General features: G+C 61.1%; 20 protein-coding genes. 9 read left to right on the top strand and 11 right to left on the bottom strand.

The window, feature by feature from the left end; genetic code table 11:
* Window positions 1-3: 3 nt before the first annotated feature.
* Genes pepP through MSNKSG1_RS12055 form a run of 4 tightly spaced genes read left to right on the top strand, consistent with a single transcriptional unit; the run spans window position 4 to window position 4,790 of the window.
* Window positions 4-1,323, top strand: a complete 1,320-nt coding sequence (gene pepP, locus MSNKSG1_RS12070) for a Xaa-Pro aminopeptidase (RefSeq protein WP_008939558.1) — start codon at window positions 4-6, stop codon at window positions 1,321-1,323.
* A gap of 4 nt (window positions 1,324-1,327) precedes the next feature.
* Complete coding sequence (gene ubiH, locus MSNKSG1_RS12065; RefSeq protein ID WP_008939557.1) at window positions 1,328-2,620, top strand: 2-octaprenyl-6-methoxyphenyl hydroxylase; 1,293 nt, start codon at window positions 1,328-1,330, stop codon at window positions 2,618-2,620.
* Window positions 2,601-3,824 (top strand): FAD-dependent monooxygenase, encoded by a 1,224-nt coding sequence (locus MSNKSG1_RS12060; protein WP_008939556.1) that lies wholly within the window; start codon window positions 2,601-2,603, stop codon window positions 3,822-3,824. Before ubiH ends, MSNKSG1_RS12060 begins: the two co-directional genes overlap by 20 nt.
* A 33-nt stretch (window positions 3,825-3,857) precedes the next feature.
* On the top strand, window positions 3,858-4,790 hold the full coding sequence (locus MSNKSG1_RS12055; RefSeq protein ID WP_008939555.1) for a DUF808 domain-containing protein: 933 nt from the start codon (window positions 3,858-3,860) through the stop codon (window positions 4,788-4,790).
* 12 nt (window positions 4,791-4,802) lie between these two features.
* Here the strand turns inward: MSNKSG1_RS12055 and MSNKSG1_RS12050 are convergent, their stop codons facing one another.
* From MSNKSG1_RS12050 to ubiE, 9 genes are all read right to left on the bottom strand, one after another.
* Window positions 4,803-5,522, bottom strand: a complete 720-nt coding sequence (locus tag MSNKSG1_RS12050) for a 16S rRNA (uracil(1498)-N(3))-methyltransferase (protein WP_008939554.1) — start codon at window positions 5,520-5,522, stop codon at window positions 4,803-4,805.
* Window positions 5,519-6,304: a twin-arginine translocase subunit TatC gene (gene tatC, locus MSNKSG1_RS12045; RefSeq protein ID WP_008939553.1), complete on the bottom strand. Its 786-nt coding sequence runs from the start codon at window positions 6,302-6,304 to the stop codon at window positions 5,519-5,521. Before tatC ends, MSNKSG1_RS12050 begins: the two co-directional genes overlap by 4 nt.
* Window positions 6,301-6,738 carry a Sec-independent protein translocase protein TatB gene (gene tatB / locus MSNKSG1_RS12040; protein WP_008939552.1) on the bottom strand — a complete coding sequence of 146 codons (438 nt, stop codon included), beginning with the start codon at window positions 6,736-6,738 and terminating at the stop codon, window positions 6,301-6,303. Before tatB ends, tatC begins: the two co-directional genes overlap by 4 nt.
* An 11-nt stretch (window positions 6,739-6,749) precedes the next feature.
* Window positions 6,750-6,980, bottom strand: a complete 231-nt coding sequence (gene tatA, locus MSNKSG1_RS12035) for a Sec-independent protein translocase subunit TatA (RefSeq protein WP_008939551.1) — start codon at window positions 6,978-6,980, stop codon at window positions 6,750-6,752.
* A gap of 89 nt (window positions 6,981-7,069) precedes the next feature.
* Window positions 7,070-7,399, bottom strand: coding sequence for a phosphoribosyl-ATP diphosphatase (locus MSNKSG1_RS12030; protein ID WP_008939550.1), 330 nt, complete (start codon window positions 7,397-7,399; stop codon window positions 7,070-7,072).
* A 10-nt stretch (window positions 7,400-7,409) separates the two neighbouring features.
* Window positions 7,410-7,817, bottom strand: coding sequence for a phosphoribosyl-AMP cyclohydrolase (gene hisI, locus MSNKSG1_RS12025; RefSeq protein WP_008939549.1), 408 nt, complete (start codon window positions 7,815-7,817; stop codon window positions 7,410-7,412).
* 28 nt (window positions 7,818-7,845) lie between these two features.
* Window positions 7,846-9,489: a ubiquinone biosynthesis regulatory protein kinase UbiB gene (gene ubiB / locus MSNKSG1_RS12020; protein WP_008939548.1), complete on the bottom strand. Its 1,644-nt coding sequence runs from the start codon at window positions 9,487-9,489 to the stop codon at window positions 7,846-7,848.
* Window positions 9,486-10,124, bottom strand: a complete 639-nt coding sequence (locus MSNKSG1_RS12015; RefSeq protein WP_008939547.1) for a ubiquinone biosynthesis accessory factor UbiJ — start codon at window positions 10,122-10,124, stop codon at window positions 9,486-9,488. Before MSNKSG1_RS12015 ends, ubiB begins: the two co-directional genes overlap by 4 nt.
* A complete protein-coding gene (gene ubiE, locus MSNKSG1_RS12010) occupies window positions 10,124-10,900 on the bottom strand; it encodes a bifunctional demethylmenaquinone methyltransferase/2-methoxy-6-polyprenyl-1,4-benzoquinol methylase UbiE (RefSeq protein WP_008939546.1) in 777 nt (258 codons plus the stop codon). Before ubiE ends, MSNKSG1_RS12015 begins: the two co-directional genes overlap by 1 nt.
* Before the next feature lie 115 nt (window positions 10,901-11,015).
* Between ubiE and MSNKSG1_RS12005 the strand changes: the two genes are divergently transcribed.
* On the top strand, window positions 11,016-11,300 hold the full coding sequence (locus MSNKSG1_RS12005) for a polyhydroxyalkanoic acid system family protein (RefSeq protein WP_008939545.1): 285 nt from the start codon (window positions 11,016-11,018) through the stop codon (window positions 11,298-11,300).
* A 9-nt stretch (window positions 11,301-11,309) separates the two neighbouring features.
* Here MSNKSG1_RS12005 and MSNKSG1_RS12000 read toward each other — a convergent pair whose 3' ends face one another.
* Both MSNKSG1_RS12000 and MSNKSG1_RS11995 read right to left on the bottom strand, forming a co-directional pair.
* Complete coding sequence (locus tag MSNKSG1_RS12000) at window positions 11,310-12,059, bottom strand: FFLEELY motif protein (protein ID WP_008939544.1); 750 nt, start codon at window positions 12,057-12,059, stop codon at window positions 11,310-11,312.
* Between the two features lie 68 nt (window positions 12,060-12,127).
* Window positions 12,128-13,051: a hypothetical protein gene (locus MSNKSG1_RS11995; protein WP_008939543.1), complete on the bottom strand. Its 924-nt coding sequence runs from the start codon at window positions 13,049-13,051 to the stop codon at window positions 12,128-12,130.
* Between the two features lie 320 nt (window positions 13,052-13,371).
* Here MSNKSG1_RS11995 and MSNKSG1_RS11990 point away from each other — a divergent pair, with 320 nt between their 5' ends.
* The 4 genes from MSNKSG1_RS11990 to MSNKSG1_RS11975 all read left to right on the top strand — a co-directional run bounded on the left by MSNKSG1_RS11990 (window position 13,372) and on the right by MSNKSG1_RS11975 (window position 19,670).
* Complete coding sequence (locus tag MSNKSG1_RS11990; RefSeq protein ID WP_008939542.1) at window positions 13,372-14,781, top strand: WS/DGAT domain-containing protein; 1,410 nt, start codon at window positions 13,372-13,374, stop codon at window positions 14,779-14,781.
* A 168-nt stretch (window positions 14,782-14,949) separates the two neighbouring features.
* Complete coding sequence (locus MSNKSG1_RS11985) at window positions 14,950-16,050, top strand: porin (protein ID WP_008939541.1); 1,101 nt, start codon at window positions 14,950-14,952, stop codon at window positions 16,048-16,050.
* A gap of 241 nt (window positions 16,051-16,291) precedes the next feature.
* On the top strand, window positions 16,292-17,461 hold the full coding sequence (gene nosP / locus MSNKSG1_RS11980; protein WP_008939540.1) for a nitric oxide-sensing protein NosP: 1,170 nt from the start codon (window positions 16,292-16,294) through the stop codon (window positions 17,459-17,461).
* Complete coding sequence (locus MSNKSG1_RS11975; RefSeq protein ID WP_051067787.1) at window positions 17,439-19,670, top strand: hybrid sensor histidine kinase/response regulator; 2,232 nt, start codon at window positions 17,439-17,441, stop codon at window positions 19,668-19,670. Before nosP ends, MSNKSG1_RS11975 begins: the two co-directional genes overlap by 23 nt.
* Window position 19,671: the final 1 nt, after the last annotated feature.

Raw genomic sequence — 19,671 nt, 5'->3', positions numbered from 1 at the left:
CCCATGTCGTCCATGATAGCCGTTAAGGAGTTTGCCGAGCGTCGCCGGAAGCTGATGGAGCGGATGGCGCCGGACAGCATTGCCATTCTTCCCTCCGCGCCCGAACGGGTCCGAAACCGCGATGTCCTGCACCCGTTCCGCCAGGACAGCGATTTTCAGTACCTGACCGGTTTTGGAGAGCCGGAGGCGGTACTGGCCCTGATTCCGGGCCGGGAGCACGGTGAAGCCGTACTGTTCTGCAAGGAACGTCATCCCGAGAAAGAGCTCTGGGACGGCCTCCTGTGCGGACCGGAAGGCGCCATCGAGCAATACGGCCTGGACGACGCGTTCCCGATCTCGGATATCGATGACATCCTGCCGGGTATGATCGAAGGACGAAGCCGCGTCTACTACCCGCTGGGCAAGGACCAGGGACTGGATCACCGGGTCATGGAATGGGTGAAGACCATTCGCAGTAAAGTACGCACCGGAGCCCACCCGCCGGGTGAATTTGTCGCGCTCGAGCACCTGTTGCATGACCTGCGGCTGTACAAGAGTGCCGGCGAGATACGGGTCATGGCCAAGGCTGGCAAGATCAGCGCCGAGGCCCACTGCAACGCCATGCGGCGGGCCCGTCAGGGCGGTTACGAATACAACCTGGAAGCCACGCTGATCCACACGTTCATGGAGCATGGGGCTCGTTCCACTGCCTATCCATCGATTGTCGGTGGTGGTGCCAACGGCTGCATCCTGCATTACATCGAGAACAGCGCGCCTCTAAAAGAGGGCGACCTGGTTCTGATCGATGCCGGCTGTGAATTCGAGTGCTATGCATCGGATATTACCCGCACGTTTCCGGTCAGTGGCCGCTTCAGTCCGGAGCAGCGAGCACTCTATGAAGTGGTACTGGCGGCCCAGTACGAGGCGATCGAAGCGGTTCGTCCCGGTAACCACTGGAACCATCCACACGAGGCCGCGCTCCGGGTGCTGACCCAGGGGCTGATCGATCTGGGCCTGCTGTCCGGCACCGTTGACGACGCCATTGCCGACGAAGCCTACAAACCGTTTTTCATGCACCGAACCGGGCACTGGCTCGGGCTGGATGTGCACGATGTGGGCGATTACCGCATCGGAGATGCCTGGCGCCAGCTGGAGCCGGGTATGGCTCTGACCGTGGAGCCGGGGCTGTACGTGGCACCGGACAACACCAGCGTGGATGAGAAGTGGCGTGGCATCGGTATCCGGATCGAAGACGACGTGGTGGTCACGAAGGAGGGCTGTCGTGTGCTGACCGACGACGCTCCCAAGGCCATTGCCGATATCGAAGCGCTGATGGCGGGCTGACACCGTGGACCGAACCGATACCGATCTCATCATTGCCGGCGGCGGACTGGCCGGTGCCACGCTGGCGCTGGCACTGGCTCGTGAGGTCCCGACATTGCGGGTAACGGTGGTGGAAACCTTTCCCCTGTCGCCGGAGGCCTTGCCGGCCGATTACCAGCCCAGTTACGACGCGCGTTCCACCGCACTTGCCTGGGGCTCCCGGCTGATTTTTGATGCGCTCGGGCTCTGGCCGGAGCTGTCCCGCCATGCCACACCCATTCGTCATATTCACGTATCGGATCGTGGCCGGTTCGGCGCAACCCGGCTGCACGCCCGGGATCATCACCAGGATGCCCTCGGCTACGTCGCGGACAATCGCTGGATGGGGCTTTGCCTGATGCGGGCGCTTCAGGATACATCGGTCCGGTGGCGTGCGCCGGCGGAAGTACTGGACATGATGCCCACGGAGTCCGGTGTGGAGGTCACCATCCGGGAGCAGGGCGAGCAGCAGACACTGACCGGTCAGTGTCTGGTCGTGGCCGACGGCGGACGCTCCGGCTTGCGGGAAAAGCTCGGCTTTGTCACCCATACCGAACACTACGGTCAGAACGCCCTGATCGCCAACGTGACCACCAGCGAGTCTCACCGTTTTACGGCGTATGAGCGCTTTACCGATTCCGGGCCCATGGCCCTGTTGCCCCATGATTCCCCGGGCGAGCCGGGGCATCAGTCCGCGCTGGTATGGACACTGAGCGACGAGGCGCTGGAGGAGGTTCTGGCGTTATCGGATGAAGGCCGTTGTCAGCGTTTGCAGGAGCGGTTTGGCTGGCGCCTCGGGCGTTTCATCCGGATTGGCGAGTGTCATCACTATCCACTGGCGTTGACCACGGTGGATGCTCCTGTTCGTTCCGGTGTGGCGCTGGTGGGCAACGCCGCCCATGCCCTGCATCCGGTGGCCGGACAGGGCTTCAACCTCGCTCTGCGTGGATTGATGACGCTGGTGGAGCAGTTCCGGAACGCCCATGAGCAGGGGCGCTCGCTTGGGGAACTGTCGGTGCTCGGTGGATATGAGCAGCATCATCGCCAGGACTGGCAACAGACCGTACGTTTTTCGGATTCCCTGATACGGGTATTCGGCCAGTCGCTGCCTGTGGTTGCGGCGGCGAGGGACGCGGGGCTGGTCGGGCTGGACATGATCCCGGGTGCCAAGCGCTGGTTTGCCCGGCAGGCCATGGGAACCGGCGGGCGAAAGCCGGTCCTCTCGTCCCCGAATCGATCCGGAAGGAAGACAGTACCGAATGGACAGCACAGTGGATAGTTCGCAGTTCGACGTCGTTGTTGTGGGTGGTGGCCTGATCGGCTCGGCCGTTGCGCTGGGACTGGGTCGTCAGGGCTGGCGGGTCGCCCTCGTGGACGGTGCGACACAGGCATCGGTGCTGGCGGAGCCAGAACCGGCGCGGGACGTGGAGGATTTCGAACCGCGGGTCAGCGCCATTTCCACGGCAAGTCAGCGTTTGCTGGAGGAGCTCGGCGTGTGGCAGGGCGTGACGTCCCTCAGGCACTGCCGGTACCGGGAAATGACCGTCTGGGATGGTGACGGAACCGGACGCATCCATTTCGATGCCGCGGATCTGCACGTCGGGTCCCTTGGCACCATTGTAGAAAATCGGAACGTCGTGCGCGCGCTTTACCGTGCCCTGCAGGACAGCGACGTGGTCCTTGAAGAAGGGCAGCAGGTACGGCACTGGCGGGCCGGCCATGGTGTGGAGCTGGCGGACGGTCGTCGCCTGGATGCCGCCCTGGTGATCGGCGCCGATGGCGCCCATTCAAGAATGCGCCAGTGGGCCGGGTTGCCTACCCGGGAGTGGGACTACGACCAGCAGGCCATTGTCTGTACGGTCCGAACGGCGAAACCGCACCGGTTCACGGCCTGGCAGAAATTCGCGATCACCGGGCCTTTGGCGTTCCTGCCGTTACTGAACGAAGCGGGAGACGACCATTTCTGTTCCATCGTCTGGTCCCAGGATACCCTGGAAGCCCAGCGGTTGATGGGTCTTGGTGACGAGGCGTTCCGGCAGGCGCTGGAGAGGGCTATCGAACAGACGCTGGGCGATGTGCAGTCGGTTTCCCGGCGCTACGCATTTCCATTGCGCCAGCGTCACGCCAAGGATTACGTTGCCGAGGGGGTGGCGCTGGTGGGCGATGCGGCCCACACCATCCATCCGCTGGCTGGCCAGGGGGCGAATCTGGGATATGGGGATGTGCGGGTCCTGCTGGACGAACTGCGACGCGCCCGTGCAGCCGGATTGTCTCCGGCCGACCCTGATGTCCTGGCACGTTATCAACGCCGGCGCAAAGGCGAGAACCTGACCATGATGGCCGCGATGGAAGGCTTCAAGCAGTTGTTTGCCCGTGATGAACTTCCCCTGCGCTGGTTGAGGAACACCGGGATGCGCTGGTTCGACCGGATGCCGTTTATCAAGAACCGCATTGCTGTCGAGGCCATGGGTCTGGCCGACTGATTCATCTGCCACCGGATTACAAGGGATATTACTATGGCCGCAAGCAGTCTGCTCGCGCTGATCGATGACATCGCCACCATCCTGGACGATGTCTCCCTCATGACCAAAGCCGCGACCAAGAAGACCGCGGGCGTTCTGGGCGACGACCTGGCGCTGAACGCCGAGCAGGTGACCGGTGTCCGGGCGGCCCGGGAACTGCCGGTAGTCTGGGCAGTCTGCAAAGGGTCACTGGTCAACAAGGCGATTCTGGTGCCCGCGGCCGTAGCGATCAGTTATTTCGTGCCCTGGCTGGTGACGCCGCTATTGATGATCGGGGGCGCTTTCCTGTGTTTCGAAGGCTTTGAAAAGGTGGCGCACCGGTTCCTTCACGGCAAGGAAGACCAGGGGCGCCGGGAGGAACTCCAGAAGGCCCTGGAAAAGCCCGACACGGACCTGAGGGCGATCGAGAAGGACAAGATCCGGGGCGCGATACGGACAGACTTCGTTCTGTCGGCAGAGATCATTACCATCACCCTCGGAACCGTGACCGGTCACAGTATCGGCATTCAGTTCCTTGTTCTGAGCCTGGTGGCGGTGATGATTACGCTGGGGGTTTATGGTCTGGTGGCGGGTATCGTCAGGCTGGATGATGGCGGTTTGTACCTCACCCGCCAGGACAGTGAGCTGGCCCAGCGGGCAGGCCGCGGCATTCTCTGGCTCGCGCCCTGGATGATGAAGACGCTGTCGGTCCTGGGTACCATCGCCATGTTTCTGGTGGGCGGAGGCATTCTCATCCATGGCGTGCCGCCGGCATACGACGCCCTGCATCATTTCGCGGAGGGACTGGCCGAGCCCTTGGCGACCGTTACGCCGTTCCTCGCCGATGGGGTGTTTGGTGTTCTGGCGGGTGCGCTGCTGGTGGCGGTGCTGACGCCGGTGATCAATGCCTGGCAGAATCGCAAGGGTTCGCCCGCCGAGGGTGAGTGAGCCGCGGGCCGGCTAGGTGCAGAGATCGAACAGCCGGCTGATCAGCACCGGTACCGCCGTCTCTACCCGCAGGATCCTGGGCCCCAGGTGAACGCCCTGGCAGCCGGCTTCTTCCAGTTTTCCGACTTCATAGGGGGTGAAGCCCCCCTCCGGTCCCACGCACAGCAGCGCAGGCCCGGGCAGGTGAGTCGGGCAGGGTGTCGCGGTACCGGGGTGCGCGACCAGGCCCTGTTTTCCTTCCAGCAGTCCCGGTAACTCGTCCTCGACGAACGGCTTGAACAGCTTTCGAACATGAACCTGCGGCATGGCGGTGTCTCTGGCTTGCTCCAGCCCCAGTGTCAGGTTTTCCCGCAAGTGGGGTTCGGAAAGCCAGGGCGTCTGCCAGAAACTTTTCTCCACCTTGTAGCTGTTGATCAACCAGATGTCTTTGACGCCCAGTGCGGCGCAGGTCTGGATGATCCGCCGGAACATCTTCGGTCTGGGCATGGCAAGCACCAGCGTCAGCGGAAGCGGCGGGGGCGCGGGTTGGTCCAGAGTCAGTTGCAGTTCGGCTTCGTCGTCGTCCAGTCGGACGATTTCTCCGGTGCCCATGGGCCCATTGATGCGGCCGACGGGCACCCGGTCACCGATCGCCGACTTGAGGACGGATTGCAGGTGCTGCAGGCGCCTGCCCCGGATCAGCGCCCGATCCGCCGCAACCAGGTCTTCGTCGTGCAGGAGGGCCAGGTTCATTCGTCTGTGGGCTCGTCGGGACCGGCGTCGGCAACCTCCCGGCGCGCAAGCCGGCCGAAAATGATGCCGAATTCAAACAGAATCCACATGGGCACGGCCAGCATGGTCTGGGAAATGATGTCGGGCGGGGTCAGCAACATGCCGATCACGAAGCAGGCCACCACCACATAGGGGCGTTTGGCGGCGAGATCCTGGGGCGTGGTGATGCCGGTGAGGATCAGAAGCACGGTCGCGATGGGGATTTCAAAGGCAACGCCAAAGGCGAAGAACATCTTCAGCACAAAATCCAGGTAGCTGCTGATGTCCGGCAGCTCCAGGATGCCCTCGGGGCCGATGGCGGTGAAGAAGCCGAACACCAGCGGGAACACCACGAAATAGGCAAACGCAGCGCCGGCATAGAAGAGGATCACCGAGGTGAACAGGAGCGGAAACGCCAGTCGCTTCTCATGGGCGTACAGCCCCGGGGCGATAAAGCTCCACAGCTGGTAGAGAACGACCGGGATGGCGGCAAACAGGGACACCACCAGGGCGAGTTTCAGGGGCGCGAAGAAGGGCGAGGTCACGTCGGTGGCGATCATGGTCTGGCCCTCGGGCAGCAGCGCCCTGAGCGGCTCGCTCAACCACAGATACAGGTCGTTGGCGAAAGGGTAGATCGCGGCAAAGCAGACGATGACGGCCAGTACCATTTTCAGCAGGCGATTGCGCAGCTCGAGCAGGTGCTCGACCAGCGGCATTTCCTGTTGTTCAGGGGGAGACTGCTGCCCGTCTGGTTGTTGGGTCATGAACGCTTATCCGGGGAGCCTGGTGGAACCTGTTTGGGCGCGGACGAATTATCCGGTGTCGGGCTGTCGTCCTGATCGCCGGAGGTCTCCGACGGGGCGGCGTCGGCGGCCGTACCTTTGGACATGGGAGTCTGCTGATGGCCTTTGCCATCCGGCAGGATCATGTGCTCGTATTTCTTGGCCTCATCCAGTGCACCGCGCACGGTTTTCTGAACGTCGTCCAGGCCGACATCGCCTGCTTTACGGAGTTCTTCGCGGAGTTCCTCGGCTTTCAGCTGCCGGTCGAGTTCAGAGCTGAACTGGCTGACCATGCGCCGGGCCGCGCCCACCCAGCGGCCGGCGGCCCGCGCCGCCGTCGGGAGTCGTTCCGGACCGAGTACCAGCAGGGCAATGACGGCACAGATCAGCAGTTCAAGAAAGCCGATGTCGAACATTCAGTCAGCTCTCAGCTCTGGGTCTTGTCCCGGGACTTTTCGTCTGAGCCTTCGGGCTGAGCGTTGGATTTGTCCTCCAGAGACTCCGGTTCTGAAGAGGGTTTTTCTTCCTCGTTCATGGACTTCTTGAAGCCTCGGATGGCACCGCCAAGGTCGCTGCCGATGTTGCGCAGTTTTTTGGTCCCGAACAACAGAATGACAATGCCGAGTACGATGAGAAGTTGCCAGATACTGATACCCATTCGGGGATCCTCGTTCAATTGTGTCTTGTAGCGCTATTGTACGTTAACTAAGCGGCTTCGCGGAAACCCCCGAAAGAGGTAACCCCTGTTTACTGCTCGCGGGAGGCCTTCTCTTCGAGTCCGGAAAGATCGAAACGCCGACCCAGTTCCTCAATGACATCGTTCGGCCCCAGGCCCAGGCGGGACAGCATTACCATGCTGTGAAACCACAGATCGGCGGTTTCATAAATGACATCCCGGGTCTCGCCGCTGAGTTCCGCGTCCTTGGCTGCCAGGAGTGTTTCGGTGCATTCCTCGCCCACCTTCTCAAGTATCTTGTTCAGACCCTTGGCATGCAGGCTGGCAACATAGGATGTCTCCGGATCTGCTTCCTTCCTGGCTTCCAGAACCTGGGCCAGGCGTTCCAGTACGTCACTCACGGGTGTCTCCTCATTGGTTGCCGTAAATCGAATCGGGGTTCTTGAGTACCGGCTCCACCGGCACCCACTGGCCGTCCTCCAACGCGCGGTAGAAGCAACTGCGACGACCGGTATGACAGGCAATGCCGCCTTTCTGCTCGACTTTCAGAAGGATCACATCCTCATCGCAGTCCAGACGGAGGTCGCGAACCACCTGCTGATGTCCGGAGGTCTCACCCTTGCGCCAGAGTTTGCCTCTGGACCGCGACCAATAAACCGCCTGGCCTTCTTCTGCCGTCAGTTTCAGGGATTCCCGGTTCATCCAGGCCATCATCAGAATTTCCCCGGTCTCCGCATCCTGGGCGATGGCGGGCACGAGGCCGTCGCTGTTCCAGCGAACGATATCAAGCCAGTTGTCGGGGGAGGCGGAGTCTTGCATGGTGTTCAGTCCTGAGTGAAGGTGTGGGTTATCGGCCGCCACGGAGTACGAGGGCACCGGCCACGGCCAACAGCGCCCAGCTCCAGGATGGGGTGGTCTCAAGCCAGGCCCGGGCTTCGGGACGGGTGCCCGCGACTGCCACCGCAACCAGCACCAGGGCAGCAATGCCGCGGCGCCAACGACGTTCCGTGCGTTCCTGCTGCTGTTTCAGCAGCTCCAGTGTAGCGCGGTTCTGCTGTTCCGTGGGTCCGGCATGGCGCAGCTGCAACAGCGCATCATGAACCAGTTGTGGCATTTCCGGTGATTGCTCCAGCCAGGAGGGCAGATGGGACTGGAGCGACTTGATCAGTCCCGAGGGGCCAATACGCTTGCGCATCCAGTCCTCCAGGAATGGCTGGGCGGTGCTCCAGAGATCCAGCTCCGGGTAGAGCTGGCGGCCAAGCCCCTCCACGTTAAGGAGGGTCTTCTGGAGCAGCACGAGCTGGGGCTGGACTTCCATGTTGAAGCGGCGTGCGGTCTGGAACAGGCGCAACAGGAAGTGGCCGAAAGAGATGTCCTTGAGCGGACGCTCGAAGATCGGCTCGCAGACTGTCCGGATGGCGGCTTCGAATTCATTCACCCGGGTATCGGGCGGCACCCAGCCGGACTGGATATGGAGCTGCGCAACCTGCCGGTAGTCCCGGCGGAAAAACGCGAGGAGGTTGCGGGCCAGGTAGCTCTGGTCGTCGGGTGCGAGCGTCCCGACGATCCCGAAATCGATGGCAATGTAACGGGGGTCGGCCGGATTGGAAACGTCCACGAAAATGTTGCCCGGATGCATGTCGGCGTGGAAGAAACTGTCCCGGAAAACCTGGGTGAAAAAGATCTCCACCCCTTTTTCTGCCAGGACTTTCATGTTCACGCCCGCCGCCTTCAGTGCCGGTACGTCGGCAATGGGAATGCCCTGGATGCGCTCCATGACCAGCACGGTTTTGCGGGTGTAGGTCCAGTCGATGAACGGGATATAGATGAGCGAGGAATTCTCGAAGTTGCGGCGCAGCTGACTGGCGTTGGCTGCTTCGCGCTGCAGATCGAGCTCGTCGTGAATGGTGGAGTCGTAGTCAGCCACTACCTCGACCGGGTGCAGCCGTTTGCCCTCGGACCAGTAACGCTCCAGCAGTCGGGCCATGAAATACATCAGGGCCAGATCCTGGTGAATCACTCGTTCGATACCCGGGCGCAGCACCTTGACCACGACCTTCTGCCCGTCCGGCAGCGTTGCCGCGTGAACCTGGGCGACAGAGGCTGAAGCCATCGGGTCTGCGGTGAATTCGGAGAACAGCTCAGAGACCGGACGGCCCAGCGAGGTCTCGATGATTTGGCGTGCGGTATCGCTCGGGAATGGTGGTACCCGATCCTGCAAATGTTTCAGGGATTCGGCCATGTCATCCGGCAGCAGATCCCGGCGGGTGGACAGTATCTGGCCGAATTTCACGAATACCGGTCCGAGCTCTTCCAGCGCCAGCCGGAGTCGGTCCCCCCGGTTCAACCTGGGCTTTGGAAACAGGTGCCAGGGCGCGAGCAGGAAAAAGATCTTCAAGGGCGCGGGCAATTCGGCGAGGGGCAGAAACGTGTCCAGCCGGTAACGGCAGAATACCCAGGCGATACGGATCAGGCGTCTCAAGCGGGTCACGGGTTCTCCGGTTTGTCAGTGTCGCGGCTTTCCAGTGCGTCGATCCGGGCCTCCAGCTCACCTGCCCGTTGATCCAGGGCCTCGATGTCGTCGAGCGCTGCGTTCACTTCGTGGCGACCGGGGAGGCTTCGGGTTTCCTCGTGGAGGTATTCCTCCAGGTTGGCGTTCATCGAGCCAATTGCCTGTCGGCTCCACTTCACCGCATCGCGAATGCGTTTGCCAAGGAAGTGGGCGGGCACATCACCGATGTGCCTGGCCATGGCCGCTTCCCAGTCCGGATCGAGTGTACTCAGGGCATGCTGGAGTTGGTGTGCAAGATCCGTATCCCCCCCCACCTTCAGGCGGCCATCGGTGAGCACCTGATCGTCGCCCAGCGCCAGGGCCGCAAACGCGACGGGGCGTCCCACGAGTGACACCCGGGGCTGTTCGGGAGGCTGGCTGCTCACCCGGATGCGGTCGCCGGTCCGATCGAGGGTATATTGCGCGGTTGTGGGAGCGGTCAAGGTAAACTGGACCGGCCCCGGCAATGCCTCCAGCAGGGCCCGGCGACCAGCCGGGTCGAGCTCGAGCGCCCGGTTCAGGGCGCTTTCCACGATCGCGCTGCCTGCGGCGAGCAGGGTAGGACCCGGACCCATCAGGGCTTGATACCCACGTGCAGGGCGACGATGCCGCCGGTCATGTTGTAGTAACGGCAATTCGCCAGGCCGGCCTGCTCCATCATGCCTTTGAGCGTCTCCTGGTCCGGATGCATGCGAATGGACTCGGCCAGGTATTTGTAACTCTCGCTGTCGCCTGCCACCAGCTGACCCATCAGGGGTAATGCATTGAAGGAATAGGCGTCATAGGCCTTGCTCAGCAGAGGATTGGTCGGCTTGGAGAATTCCAGCACCATCAGTTTGCCGCCCGGCTTGAGCACCCGGGCCATGTCCCGCAGGGCCTGATCCTTGTCGGTGACGTTGCGCAGGCCGAAGGCAATCGACACCGCGTTGAAGCTGTTGTCCGGGAACGGCAGGTGTTCGGCATCTGCCTGGACGTATTCGATGTTGCCGGCATAACCCCGATCCTCCAGTCGGCCACGGCCCACCTTGAGCATGGAGGCGTTGATGTCGGCAAGCACCACGCTGCCCGATGGCCCCACCAGATCGGAAAACTTCATCGTGAGGTCACCGGTGCCCCCGGCGATGTCCAGTACCCGGTGCCCGGGACGTACTCCGGACAGTTCGATGGTGAAGCGCTTCCAGAGCCGGTGAATCCCCATCGACATCAGGTCGTTCATCAGGTCGTACTTGCCTGCCACGTTATGAAAAACCTGGGCCACCTGGCCGGCTTTCTGGCTTCTTGGCACATTGCGGAAGCCAAAGTGGGTGACGTCGTCCTGGCCGTTGTCGGCTGGCGTTTGCTGCTCGCTCATGGAAGGTGTCCTGTCAGTATCTGAACCCCGTATTCTAACGGTTGCCGGGGTGGCTACAAGTTTAATACCGACATACACTGTAAAACCGATTCAATTTGGAAGAGAAAACTGATCCATGTCTGTCATTGATGTTCATCGCGCCCACTCGCTGGACAAGGAACACGCCCGCCAGGCCGCGGAAACGCTGGCCCGTGATCTGTCCCGTCAGTTCGACGTTCACTACCAGTGGGAAGGCGATGTCATGAGGTTCAAGCGCAGTGGTGTGAAGGGGCAGCTGAACATCACCCCGGATGACCTGCACATCCGACTCGAGCTGGGGCTGATGTTGCGCCCCTTCAAGCACCGGATCGAGCAGGAAATTCACAACCAGCTGGATCAGATTATCAATCCGAAGGGGTGACCGGTCGGTCTACAGGTCGCTCGGCAGGTCGAATGGCGCCGGGTGGCCGGCCAGAATGTTGTCCATAACCCGGGATTCCCGGACGACCAGCCGGTCAATCAGGCCATCCACATCCTCCATCCTACGGAAGGCGCTGTAGCCCCGATGCAGGAAGCTGTGCAGGTCGGTCAGGTTCGCCATCTCTGCGGGCGTCTTTGCCATGGTCAGCAACCATCCCAGTGTCCGGTTTCGCACATACCGGTCCAGTTGCTGTCCCACATCTGCCACCAGCCGAATCTGCCTTGTCCGGTCTGGCAGCCGGATACTGTTGCGATAGGCCCGGCAGTAGCCGTCTGCATCCAGTTCCCTGATGTTCAGTCCTTCCTGTTGAACGCGCTCGGCCAGCTCCAGGTCCAGTTCCTGGGTCAGCAGATTCAGTTCTACCAGCCCGGACAGCGTTCCCAGCAGGTGGTCGGGTAGCCATTTCACCATTTTGGGAAAGACACGATCGATGTTGTCGTCCCGCCGGGTCATCCCTGCAGGGGCATAGAGATCGGTCAGCAGAAACTCGAGACCGGAATGGTAACCGGGGTGGTCGTACAGATCCCGATGGGTCTGCTTGAGGCGTTGCGCCTGCCAGTCAGCGATAATCCGGGTGGATTCGGAAAGCCGATGCGACGCCTTGTATTGCCGGAAATCGTGATAGGCCAGCAGCAGGCGCTGAAGCCGGCGCGCTTGCTCGGTTTCAACGGGGGTGGCGACCAGACGGTCACGGTACATGAGGCACTCCGCTTAACCTTGGGTTGGGGACGCAAGTTTAGCGGAGCATGGGCAGGGATGCAGCAGGGTTATCCCTGTGCAGCGGCCGGCAAAGTCTCAAAACCCGGAACCCATTCCTTGCTGTCCAGGGTGATGAAGTGGCTTGGCGCCTCGGTTTCGATGATGCGCATGGTCGTCGGGCTCTGTCGGGCACTGGCGAGCATGGCGGAACGGTCGAGAATGCGGTCCACGGCCGGAATCAGGAAGGTGCCCTGGCGGACATTCTGGTAGATCGACGTGTCCGTCCGGGCCATCCAGTCCATGATGTTCTCGATGTTCCGGACGATGGTGAGGTGATCCTTGGTGGCCGAGAACAGCTTGCTGAGCAGCTGCTTTTTCCGCGGATTCATCTTGCCGAAGAAGGTCTGGCCATAGGCCGACTGGGGGGCGCTGTTGATCAGGCGGATCAACCAGGGCCACATACCATGGCTGACCGGTTCCAGTAGCATGGTGACCAGAGCGTGCAGGCGCCCCTGTGGCAGCACGGGCGCTTCAAAGACGATTTCCACATCCTCGTAGAGTTCCGGCCACTGCTTCGCCGCTTCCAGGATTACCGCGCCACCGCGAGAGTGGCCATGGATCCGGATATTACGCGTGGTCGGCAGGTTTGCCAGTGCCTGGTTGAGGATGCACGCATCATATTCGATGGTGCCTTCCAGATGTTTGATCGGCACTTCCCAGTCGGGAGTCTCGGGCGTAACGCCGTTGACCGGGATGTGATAGTTGCTGCAGGTGAGCAGGATCAGCTCGGTTGTCGGGCCTTCATACGCCTGGGTGAAGTAACAGTGATTCTCCAGGAACCCGTGGACCCCGACGACGGTCTGTTCCGCAACGCCACTGTGGTTGCGAACCGAGACAGCGCCTTTACCAACGCGATATACCCGCCCGGAAAACATTTCCGAGTAGGCGTTTTCGATGGGTTTGATCAATTTGCGAACGTGACTCGCTTTCATGACTCTTCTCCTCCCAGCACCGCGTTGGTCTGTTATTGAAGTTCGTGCTGGTCACCCTGTTGTACCGCGATGGCGGTAGCGGTGTATTGGCGCTCCGTGCGAGGTTTTCGCGAATCTGGAGCCAATGGCTACCGAAATGGTCTTTAATAACCATCGCATCAAGGCTTATAACCAGTATAGGACTGAACAGTTACTCACATGTAATTTTTTGTAACAGGGTGCGCTGGTCGTCATGTGGAGCCGTTTCGGGTTGTCTGGCACAATGCGGAGTTCGGTTTTTACGTACCTTCGTCACGTCATCGATCCGGGGACTAACAGGTTTGAGTCAAGAGCAATCGCATCTCCTGCTGCCTGCGGATTCGGCCTGGCTGGCCCTGGAGCGCCCGGACAACCCGATGACCATTACCGTCATGCTGCGGGTCGAGGGGCTCACCGCCCCTCGCCTACGGGCGTTCCTCAAGGATTACTGGGTGGCGTGGGAGCGGTTCCTCCATCGACCCGTGGAGCGGATGCCGGGTTGGTGGTGGGAGCGGGATCCCGGGTTTGATGTTCGTCACCATCTGGATGTGGCGATTGATCGTTTTACCCGGGATGAGCTCCAGGACTGGGTTTCGGCCCGCCTGAACCAGCCGCTGCCACTGTTCCGGCCGATGTGGAAATTCTGGCTGGCACCCAATGCAGAGGGCGGTGCCGCCGTACTGCTCAGGATGCACCATTGCTACGCCGACGGTCTTTCACTGATGTCGATCTTCGATCGGCTGTGCCCGCCATCCCCCCGTCAGCCCCCGGCCCTTTATGGCGCACCCGAAAACGGTGACTTCGCCCGTTGGACCGGCGCAGCCCAGGCCTGGCTGGAGCGTCTGGTACCGACGTCCAGCGGCCAGTCCGAACCGGTTGACGACAAAGCCCCGGCTTCTCAGGCTGCCTCATCCGTTGAACAGGCGGGACAGTGGCTGGAGCAGTTTGCGCAGCGGGGCCTGAAACTGGTCAATGAAGTCACCGATTTCCTGGTTGAACCCGAGGATTCCCCGTCGGACCTGAGGCGCCCCCTGCTTGGCCGCCGGCACTGCCGTTGGTCGGGGCCGGTGCCACTCGAGCGGTTCCGGAACATTGCCGAAGCCACCAACGTCACGATTAACGATGTCCTGCTCGGTTGTGTCGCCGCCGCCGTGCGTCCGAGACTCGGCCTGGGCTCCGAGGACCTGGAGGATGCGGTCCTGCATGCCGCCGTGCCGGTGGACATTCGTCATCGCCTGCCCGAGGAACTGGTGCCTGAGCCGGGCGAGCTGGGCAACTATTTTGGCACGGTGTTCGTGCCGCTTCCCGTGGACGGTGAAAGCCCACTGGAGCGACTGTACCGGATCAAGCAGGAAACCCGGCGGCTCAAGAAGAGCTGGCAGCCGGGCCTGTCATGGGGGCTGACGGCCAGTGCGTCGGTGATCCCGGAACCCCTGCGCCATCCGGTCGCAGACACCTTTTACCGGAAAGCCTCGGCAGTGGTCTCGAATGTCCCCGGTACCCGGGAGGCCCGCTATCTCGCCGGCTGTCCGATTACCGAACAGATGTTCTGGGTGCCCCAGGCCGGAAGCATCGGACTGGGAGTCAGCATCGTCAGTTACGCCGGCCAGGTCCAGTTCGGGGTGGTGGCCGACGAGTCGGTGATGGCGGATCCGTCGGCGTTCCTTGACGATTGCCTGCTCGAACTGGACCGGTTTCCCGCGGGGTCGTAATTCCAAAGTGGCGTTTTCACTGCCTCCCAAATAAGCAGAAAACCGGCTCCCTTGTTGCATTTCACACCTTTCTTCCCTCGTCGAAGATGATTCCGGGCGATCAACGCGCCTGGAGCCTGGGACGACCCATGCTCCGAACCCGATCATCAAACAAGAACAGGGGGAGTTATGCGCAACCATCTGAAAAAAGCGGGACTGGCTTTGGCCGTCGGCACGGCCATGGGGCTTAGCACCGGTGCCAGCGCGGCGGTGGAGGTCTACAATCAGGACGGGACGTCTTTCTCGGTAGACGGTTATTTCAATGCCTTTTACGTGAATCGGGATGACAAGATCAACGACGTTCGCAATTCCGATGTCAAAATGGGCTTTCTGCCCAACACCATTGGTTTCAATTTCAGTCGCGAGGTCGGTGACCTGACTCTCGGCGGGCGTTCTTCCTTCTGGTCTACCATCAACGACAGTCTGCAGTCACCCACCGATACAGCTATCGATGTCCGTCAGTTGTATGCGACGGTCGATGGCAGCTTTGGCCAGATCCTCATCGGTAAGGATTTCGGGCTTTACGCCCGCTCCAACATCTTTCTGGATGAAATCCTGATGGGCTTTGGCTCGCCCGGTGCCCCAACCGGGGTATCGTTCGGCAATATCCGGGCCGGCTACCCCTATCCCAATCCCTCGGCACAGATTACCTATCGGTCACCGGACCTGGGAGGGCTCAAGGTGGCGGCGGGTATCCTGGAGCCGGCGAACACCACTCCAGGTGCACAATCCGAGCAGTCGGCGCCCCGGTTTGAGGCGGAGATTACCTACGGCGCCGATCTTGGCGGTGTTTCATTGACCGGCTGGCTGAACGGTCGCTACCAGAGCTCTGAAAATGCCACCACCTCGATCGATTCCACGGGGCTTGGGTACGGCGTTCGTGCGGCCATGGCCGGACTGTCCCTGACGGCCTCCGGGTTCACCTCGAAGGGGGATGTTCCAGTGCTGATTACGGATCAGGCACTGGCCTCGGAGGAGGATGCCGACGGCTATCTGGTTCAGGGAGGCTATACGTTGGGCGCGAATCGTTTCGTGATTTCCTACGGCGAGACCGATTCGGATCAGGGTGATTTCCAGACAGAGAACAGCTCGGTCGCGCTCTTCCACGACATCAATGAGTACTTCAAAGTGGTTGCCGAGTACAACATGTTTGAACAGACCACCAAATCCACCGATGCCAAAACGGTGGACGCCGATACCCTGGCGCTCGGTGCCATCGTAACCTTCTGAGCATGGCGATCGCTCTCGGTGTGCGACACCGGGAGCTTTCCCCAGACACGAATCTAGCACTAAAGTGCCGGTTTCCCGGGAAGGAAACTGGTGGCGCCATCGGGCATTGATTCAGGAGGCTTTAAGATCAATGGCTTATGACCATTTCGGCGCGCCCATAAAAAGCACGGAAGTCGCATTGGCTGGCGCAGGGGAGTCCGTAGAATTAACGGAAATTCCCAGGGTTTTGGAGCCTGGAAGCATGAGGCCAGTTACGACCCTTCCAGCCATTCGCGTGGCGAGTTCCGGTGCCAGAGAGGCAGATCTTGCTGCGACGCACCTTGCCAACGAGCTCTCGCATGAACATCTCGGGTGCGTCCTGTTTTTCTGTTCGGCGGAGTTCGACCTTCAACGACTGGGCCCGGCCCTTCAACAGGCCTTCGACGGCGTTCGTGTCTGTGGCTGTACGTCGGCGGGTGAAATTACCCCTGAAGGCTATGGTCGCGGATGCATTACAGCCATCGGATTCGATCGCCGATACTTTGCCATCGATTGTGCGCTGATCCAGGCGCTGGACAGTTTCACGCTTCAGGATGCCCAGGCGGTCATCGACGGGCTCCTTAATACCTGCCGGGACGCTGGCCTGGCGCCGGTCAAAGGCAATACCTTTGCGATTACCCTCCTCGATGGGCTGTCCAGCCGGGAGGAGCTGGTTCTGGCTACCCTGAATTCCGCCCTGGGAACCATCCCGCAGTTCGGTGGCTCCGCCGGTGACGATGAGCGTCTGGCGAACACCCACGTGTTTTTCGACGGCGAGTTCCATACCGGTGCGGCGACGGTCATGCTGGTGAATACGCCTCTGGATTTCCGGGTCTTCTCGACCCATCACATGGTGGAGCGACAGGAAAAACTGGTTGTGACCGACGCCTGTCCCTCGAGCCGAACAGTGTATGAACTCAACGCGGAGCCTGCGGCGGAGGCATACGCGCGAGCTGTGGGCGTGCCGGTGGACACGCTGGATCGCAAGACCTTTGCCCTTCGGCCTCTGGGCGTGAAGATTGGAGGACACTACTTTGTCCGGTCGATCCAGCGGGTCAATCCGGACGGCAGTCTGACGTTCTATTGCGCCATTGAGACGGGCATTGTCATGACGTCCATGGAACCCGAGGGTCTGCTCGACAGTGTCCGTGAGCAGATTGAAAGGGCCGAACAGTCGGTCGGGCCTCCTCTGATTACCATTGGCTGCGACTGCTTTCTGCGCCGTCTTGAAGCCGAACTCACCGGCGAGGTCGAAGGGGTTTCCGAGTTTCTCCGTCATCACCGGGTGATCGGGTTCAATACCTACGGCGAGCAGTTTGACGGCATGCACATCAACCAGACGTTTACGGGGGTGGTGATTGGCCAACCTGATGCCTGCACGGACTTCGTCTGACGCCGTCGCCGATCATGCCGAGAAGGATCGCCGCATTGCCGAACTGGAAGCGGAGAATCTCCGGCTGCGTCGTATCCGGGATGCGCTGATCGTTCGTGTGGAGTCGGGCACGTCTCACAAACCGGAACCCTACGCCGCTTTCGAGCATTCCGTGATTCTTGCCGAACAGGTGCGTGAGCGTACGGATGCCCTCAACCGTGCCCGGGAGGAGGCCGAAACCACCCGGCAACGGCTTATTGATGCCATTGAGAGTATCGCGGACGGCTTTGTCCTGTTTGATGATGAGCGTCGGCTGATTCTGAGCAATAGCCGGTTCCGAAGCTATTGGCGGCACGCCGGAGTGGAGGCACCCGACTCCGGCACGACGATTGATGAGGTCAAACGGCTTGCAACCCTCTCCGGCCTCGTCCGGGAAGAATACGGGCGTGAGGATGCCGAGGGAGCCGTGTTTCTGCTCTCCAACGATCGTTGGGTCCAGATGACCGAACGACCCACCCGGGAAGGGGGGCTGGTCGTCCTTTACACGGATATCACCGACGTCAAAAACAGCGAAATGGCCAGGCGCATCAAGGCGCTGGAGGAAAGTGAACGCTGGATTCGGGTGGTCACCGATCATGTGCCGGCACTGATCGCGTATGTCGGGGCCGACATGACGGTTCAGTTCTGCAACAAGGTCTACGAGGCCTGGTATGCCCGTGGCGGCGAACCCCCGCTCGGCAAGCGTCTGGATCAGATTCATGCCCCGGATTTCTACCACCGGCTGCTGCCGCAGATTCTGGAAGTGATGGAAGGCCACAACGTCACCTTCGAACTGGAGGAGACCGGCGAGCAGGGTGACCAGCGTTACATGCTCCGTTCCTACGTGCCGAATTTCGACGAATTCGGCAACATCATTGGTTTTTTCGTGCTGATCCGGGACATTACGGACCGCCGCAAAACCGCCCTGGCGCTGGAGCAGGCCTACGATAACCTGGAACGCAGAGTGAAGGAGCGTACCGCGGCATTGACCGGGCTGAACAATCAGCTTCGCCAGGAAATCACCGAACGGGCGGCCGTTGAAGCGCGCTTGCGGGATGCCAAGCTTGATGCCGAACGAGCCAATCTGTCCAAAACCAAGTTCCTGGCGGCCGTCAGTCACGATCTTCTGCAGCCGTTGAATGCTGCGAGGCTTTTTACCAGCGCACTGCTCGAGCAGAGTTTTGGTCCAAAGGCCGAAGGACTGGTCCGTTCCGTCAGCACTTCCCTGGACGACGTCGAGAATCTGCTGGGCACACTGGTGGATATCTCGAAACTGGATGCCGGTGTGATCAAGCCGGATGTCACGGCGTTTGACCTCCGGGATCTCCTGAACAACATCGCCCGGGAGTTCCGACAGGTTGCGCTGGCCGAGGGCCTGACCCTCGCGTTCGTCCCGTGCTCTGCAGTGGTAGAGTCGGATTCCCAGTTGCTTGCCCGCATCCTGCGCAACTTCCTGACCAACGCCATCCGCTACACACCGTCCGGGAGGATCCTGTTGGGTTGCCGCCGGCAGGCTGGGCATATCCTCCTGCAGGTCTGGGATACGGGGCCAGGCATCCCGGCGGACAAGCTCTCCGAGATCTTCCAGGAATTCAAACGTATCCATTCGGAGGGATGCCGGATGGACAAGGGGCTGGGCCTTGGTCTGGCCATTGTCGACAAGATATCCGGCATGCTTGGTCACGAGGTGACCGTGTCATCCGAGGAAGGCAAGGGGTCGGTGTTCAGCGTGCGGGTGCCCATGGGCAAACTCCGGCCCAAGGTGGTTCCTGCCGGCGGCTCCAGTACACCGTTGCTGGATGAAGGGTTTGGTGGCGCTCGGGTCTGGGTGATCGATAACGACCGGGCCATTTGTGAGGGTATGAAAACGCTTCTGGAAGGGTGGGGATGTCAGGTGACGGTGGCCGTCTCCCTCGCAGATCTTGAGCGGCAGTTGGACACCGCCGGTCAGCCCGTTGATCTGATCCTGGCGGACTACCACCTGGACAATGACGTCAACGGCGTGGATGTGGTTGCCGAGATAAACCGCAGACGCGCGACAGCGGCGCCTGTGCTGATGATCACGGCCAACTACACCAACGAACTGAAACAGCACATCCGGAAGCTGGGTTACCTTCTGATGAATAAGCCGGTGAAACCCCTCAAGCTGCGGAGTGTGCTCTCCCACCTGGTTCTCAAGCAGCGATCCTGAG

It is taken from the genome of Marinobacter santoriniensis NKSG1, assembly GCF_000347775.1.
Lineage (GTDB): Bacteria > Pseudomonadota > Gammaproteobacteria > Pseudomonadales > Oleiphilaceae > Marinobacter > Marinobacter santoriniensis.
The sequence above is the reverse complement of the archived record's forward strand: the minus strand, read 5'-3'. Positions and strand labels throughout refer to the sequence as shown.

Bases quoted from the DNA above. Each gene is read 5' to 3' on its own strand.
- pepP (WP_008939558.1), top strand. From the start codon at position 4: ATGTCGTCCATGATAGCCGTTAAGGAGTTTGCCGAGCGTCGCCGGAAG.
- MSNKSG1_RS12060 (WP_008939556.1), top strand. From the start codon at position 2,601: ATGGACAGCACAGTGGATAGTTCGCAGTTCGACGTCGTTGTTGTGGGT.
- MSNKSG1_RS12055 (WP_008939555.1), top strand. From the start codon at position 3,858: ATGGCCGCAAGCAGTCTGCTCGCGCTGATCGATGACATCGCCACCATC.
- MSNKSG1_RS12050 (WP_008939554.1), bottom strand. From the start codon at position 5,522: ATGAACCTGGCCCTCCTGCACGACGAAGACCTGGTTGCGGCGGATCGG.
- tatC (WP_008939553.1), bottom strand. From the start codon at position 6,304: ATGACCCAACAACCAGACGGGCAGCAGTCTCCCCCTGAACAACAGGAA.
- tatB (WP_008939552.1), bottom strand. From the start codon at position 6,738: ATGTTCGACATCGGCTTTCTTGAACTGCTGATCTGTGCCGTCATTGCC.
- tatA (WP_008939551.1), bottom strand. From the start codon at position 6,980: ATGGGTATCAGTATCTGGCAACTTCTCATCGTACTCGGCATTGTCATT.
- hisI (WP_008939549.1), bottom strand. From the start codon at position 7,817: ATGCAAGACTCCGCCTCCCCCGACAACTGGCTTGATATCGTTCGCTGG.
- MSNKSG1_RS12015 (WP_008939547.1), bottom strand. From the start codon at position 10,124: ATGGGTCCGGGTCCTACCCTGCTCGCCGCAGGCAGCGCGATCGTGGAA.
- ubiE (WP_008939546.1), bottom strand. From the start codon at position 10,900: ATGAGCGAGCAGCAAACGCCAGCCGACAACGGCCAGGACGACGTCACC.
- MSNKSG1_RS12005 (WP_008939545.1), top strand. From the start codon at position 11,016: ATGTCTGTCATTGATGTTCATCGCGCCCACTCGCTGGACAAGGAACAC.
- MSNKSG1_RS12000 (WP_008939544.1), bottom strand. From the start codon at position 12,059: ATGTACCGTGACCGTCTGGTCGCCACCCCCGTTGAAACCGAGCAAGCG.
- MSNKSG1_RS11995 (WP_008939543.1), bottom strand. From the start codon at position 13,051: ATGAAAGCGAGTCACGTTCGCAAATTGATCAAACCCATCGAAAACGCC.
- MSNKSG1_RS11985 (WP_008939541.1), top strand. From the start codon at position 14,950: ATGCGCAACCATCTGAAAAAAGCGGGACTGGCTTTGGCCGTCGGCACG.
- nosP (WP_008939540.1), top strand. From the start codon at position 16,292: ATGAGGCCAGTTACGACCCTTCCAGCCATTCGCGTGGCGAGTTCCGGT.
- MSNKSG1_RS11975 (WP_051067787.1), top strand. From the start codon at position 17,439: ATGCCTGCACGGACTTCGTCTGACGCCGTCGCCGATCATGCCGAGAAG.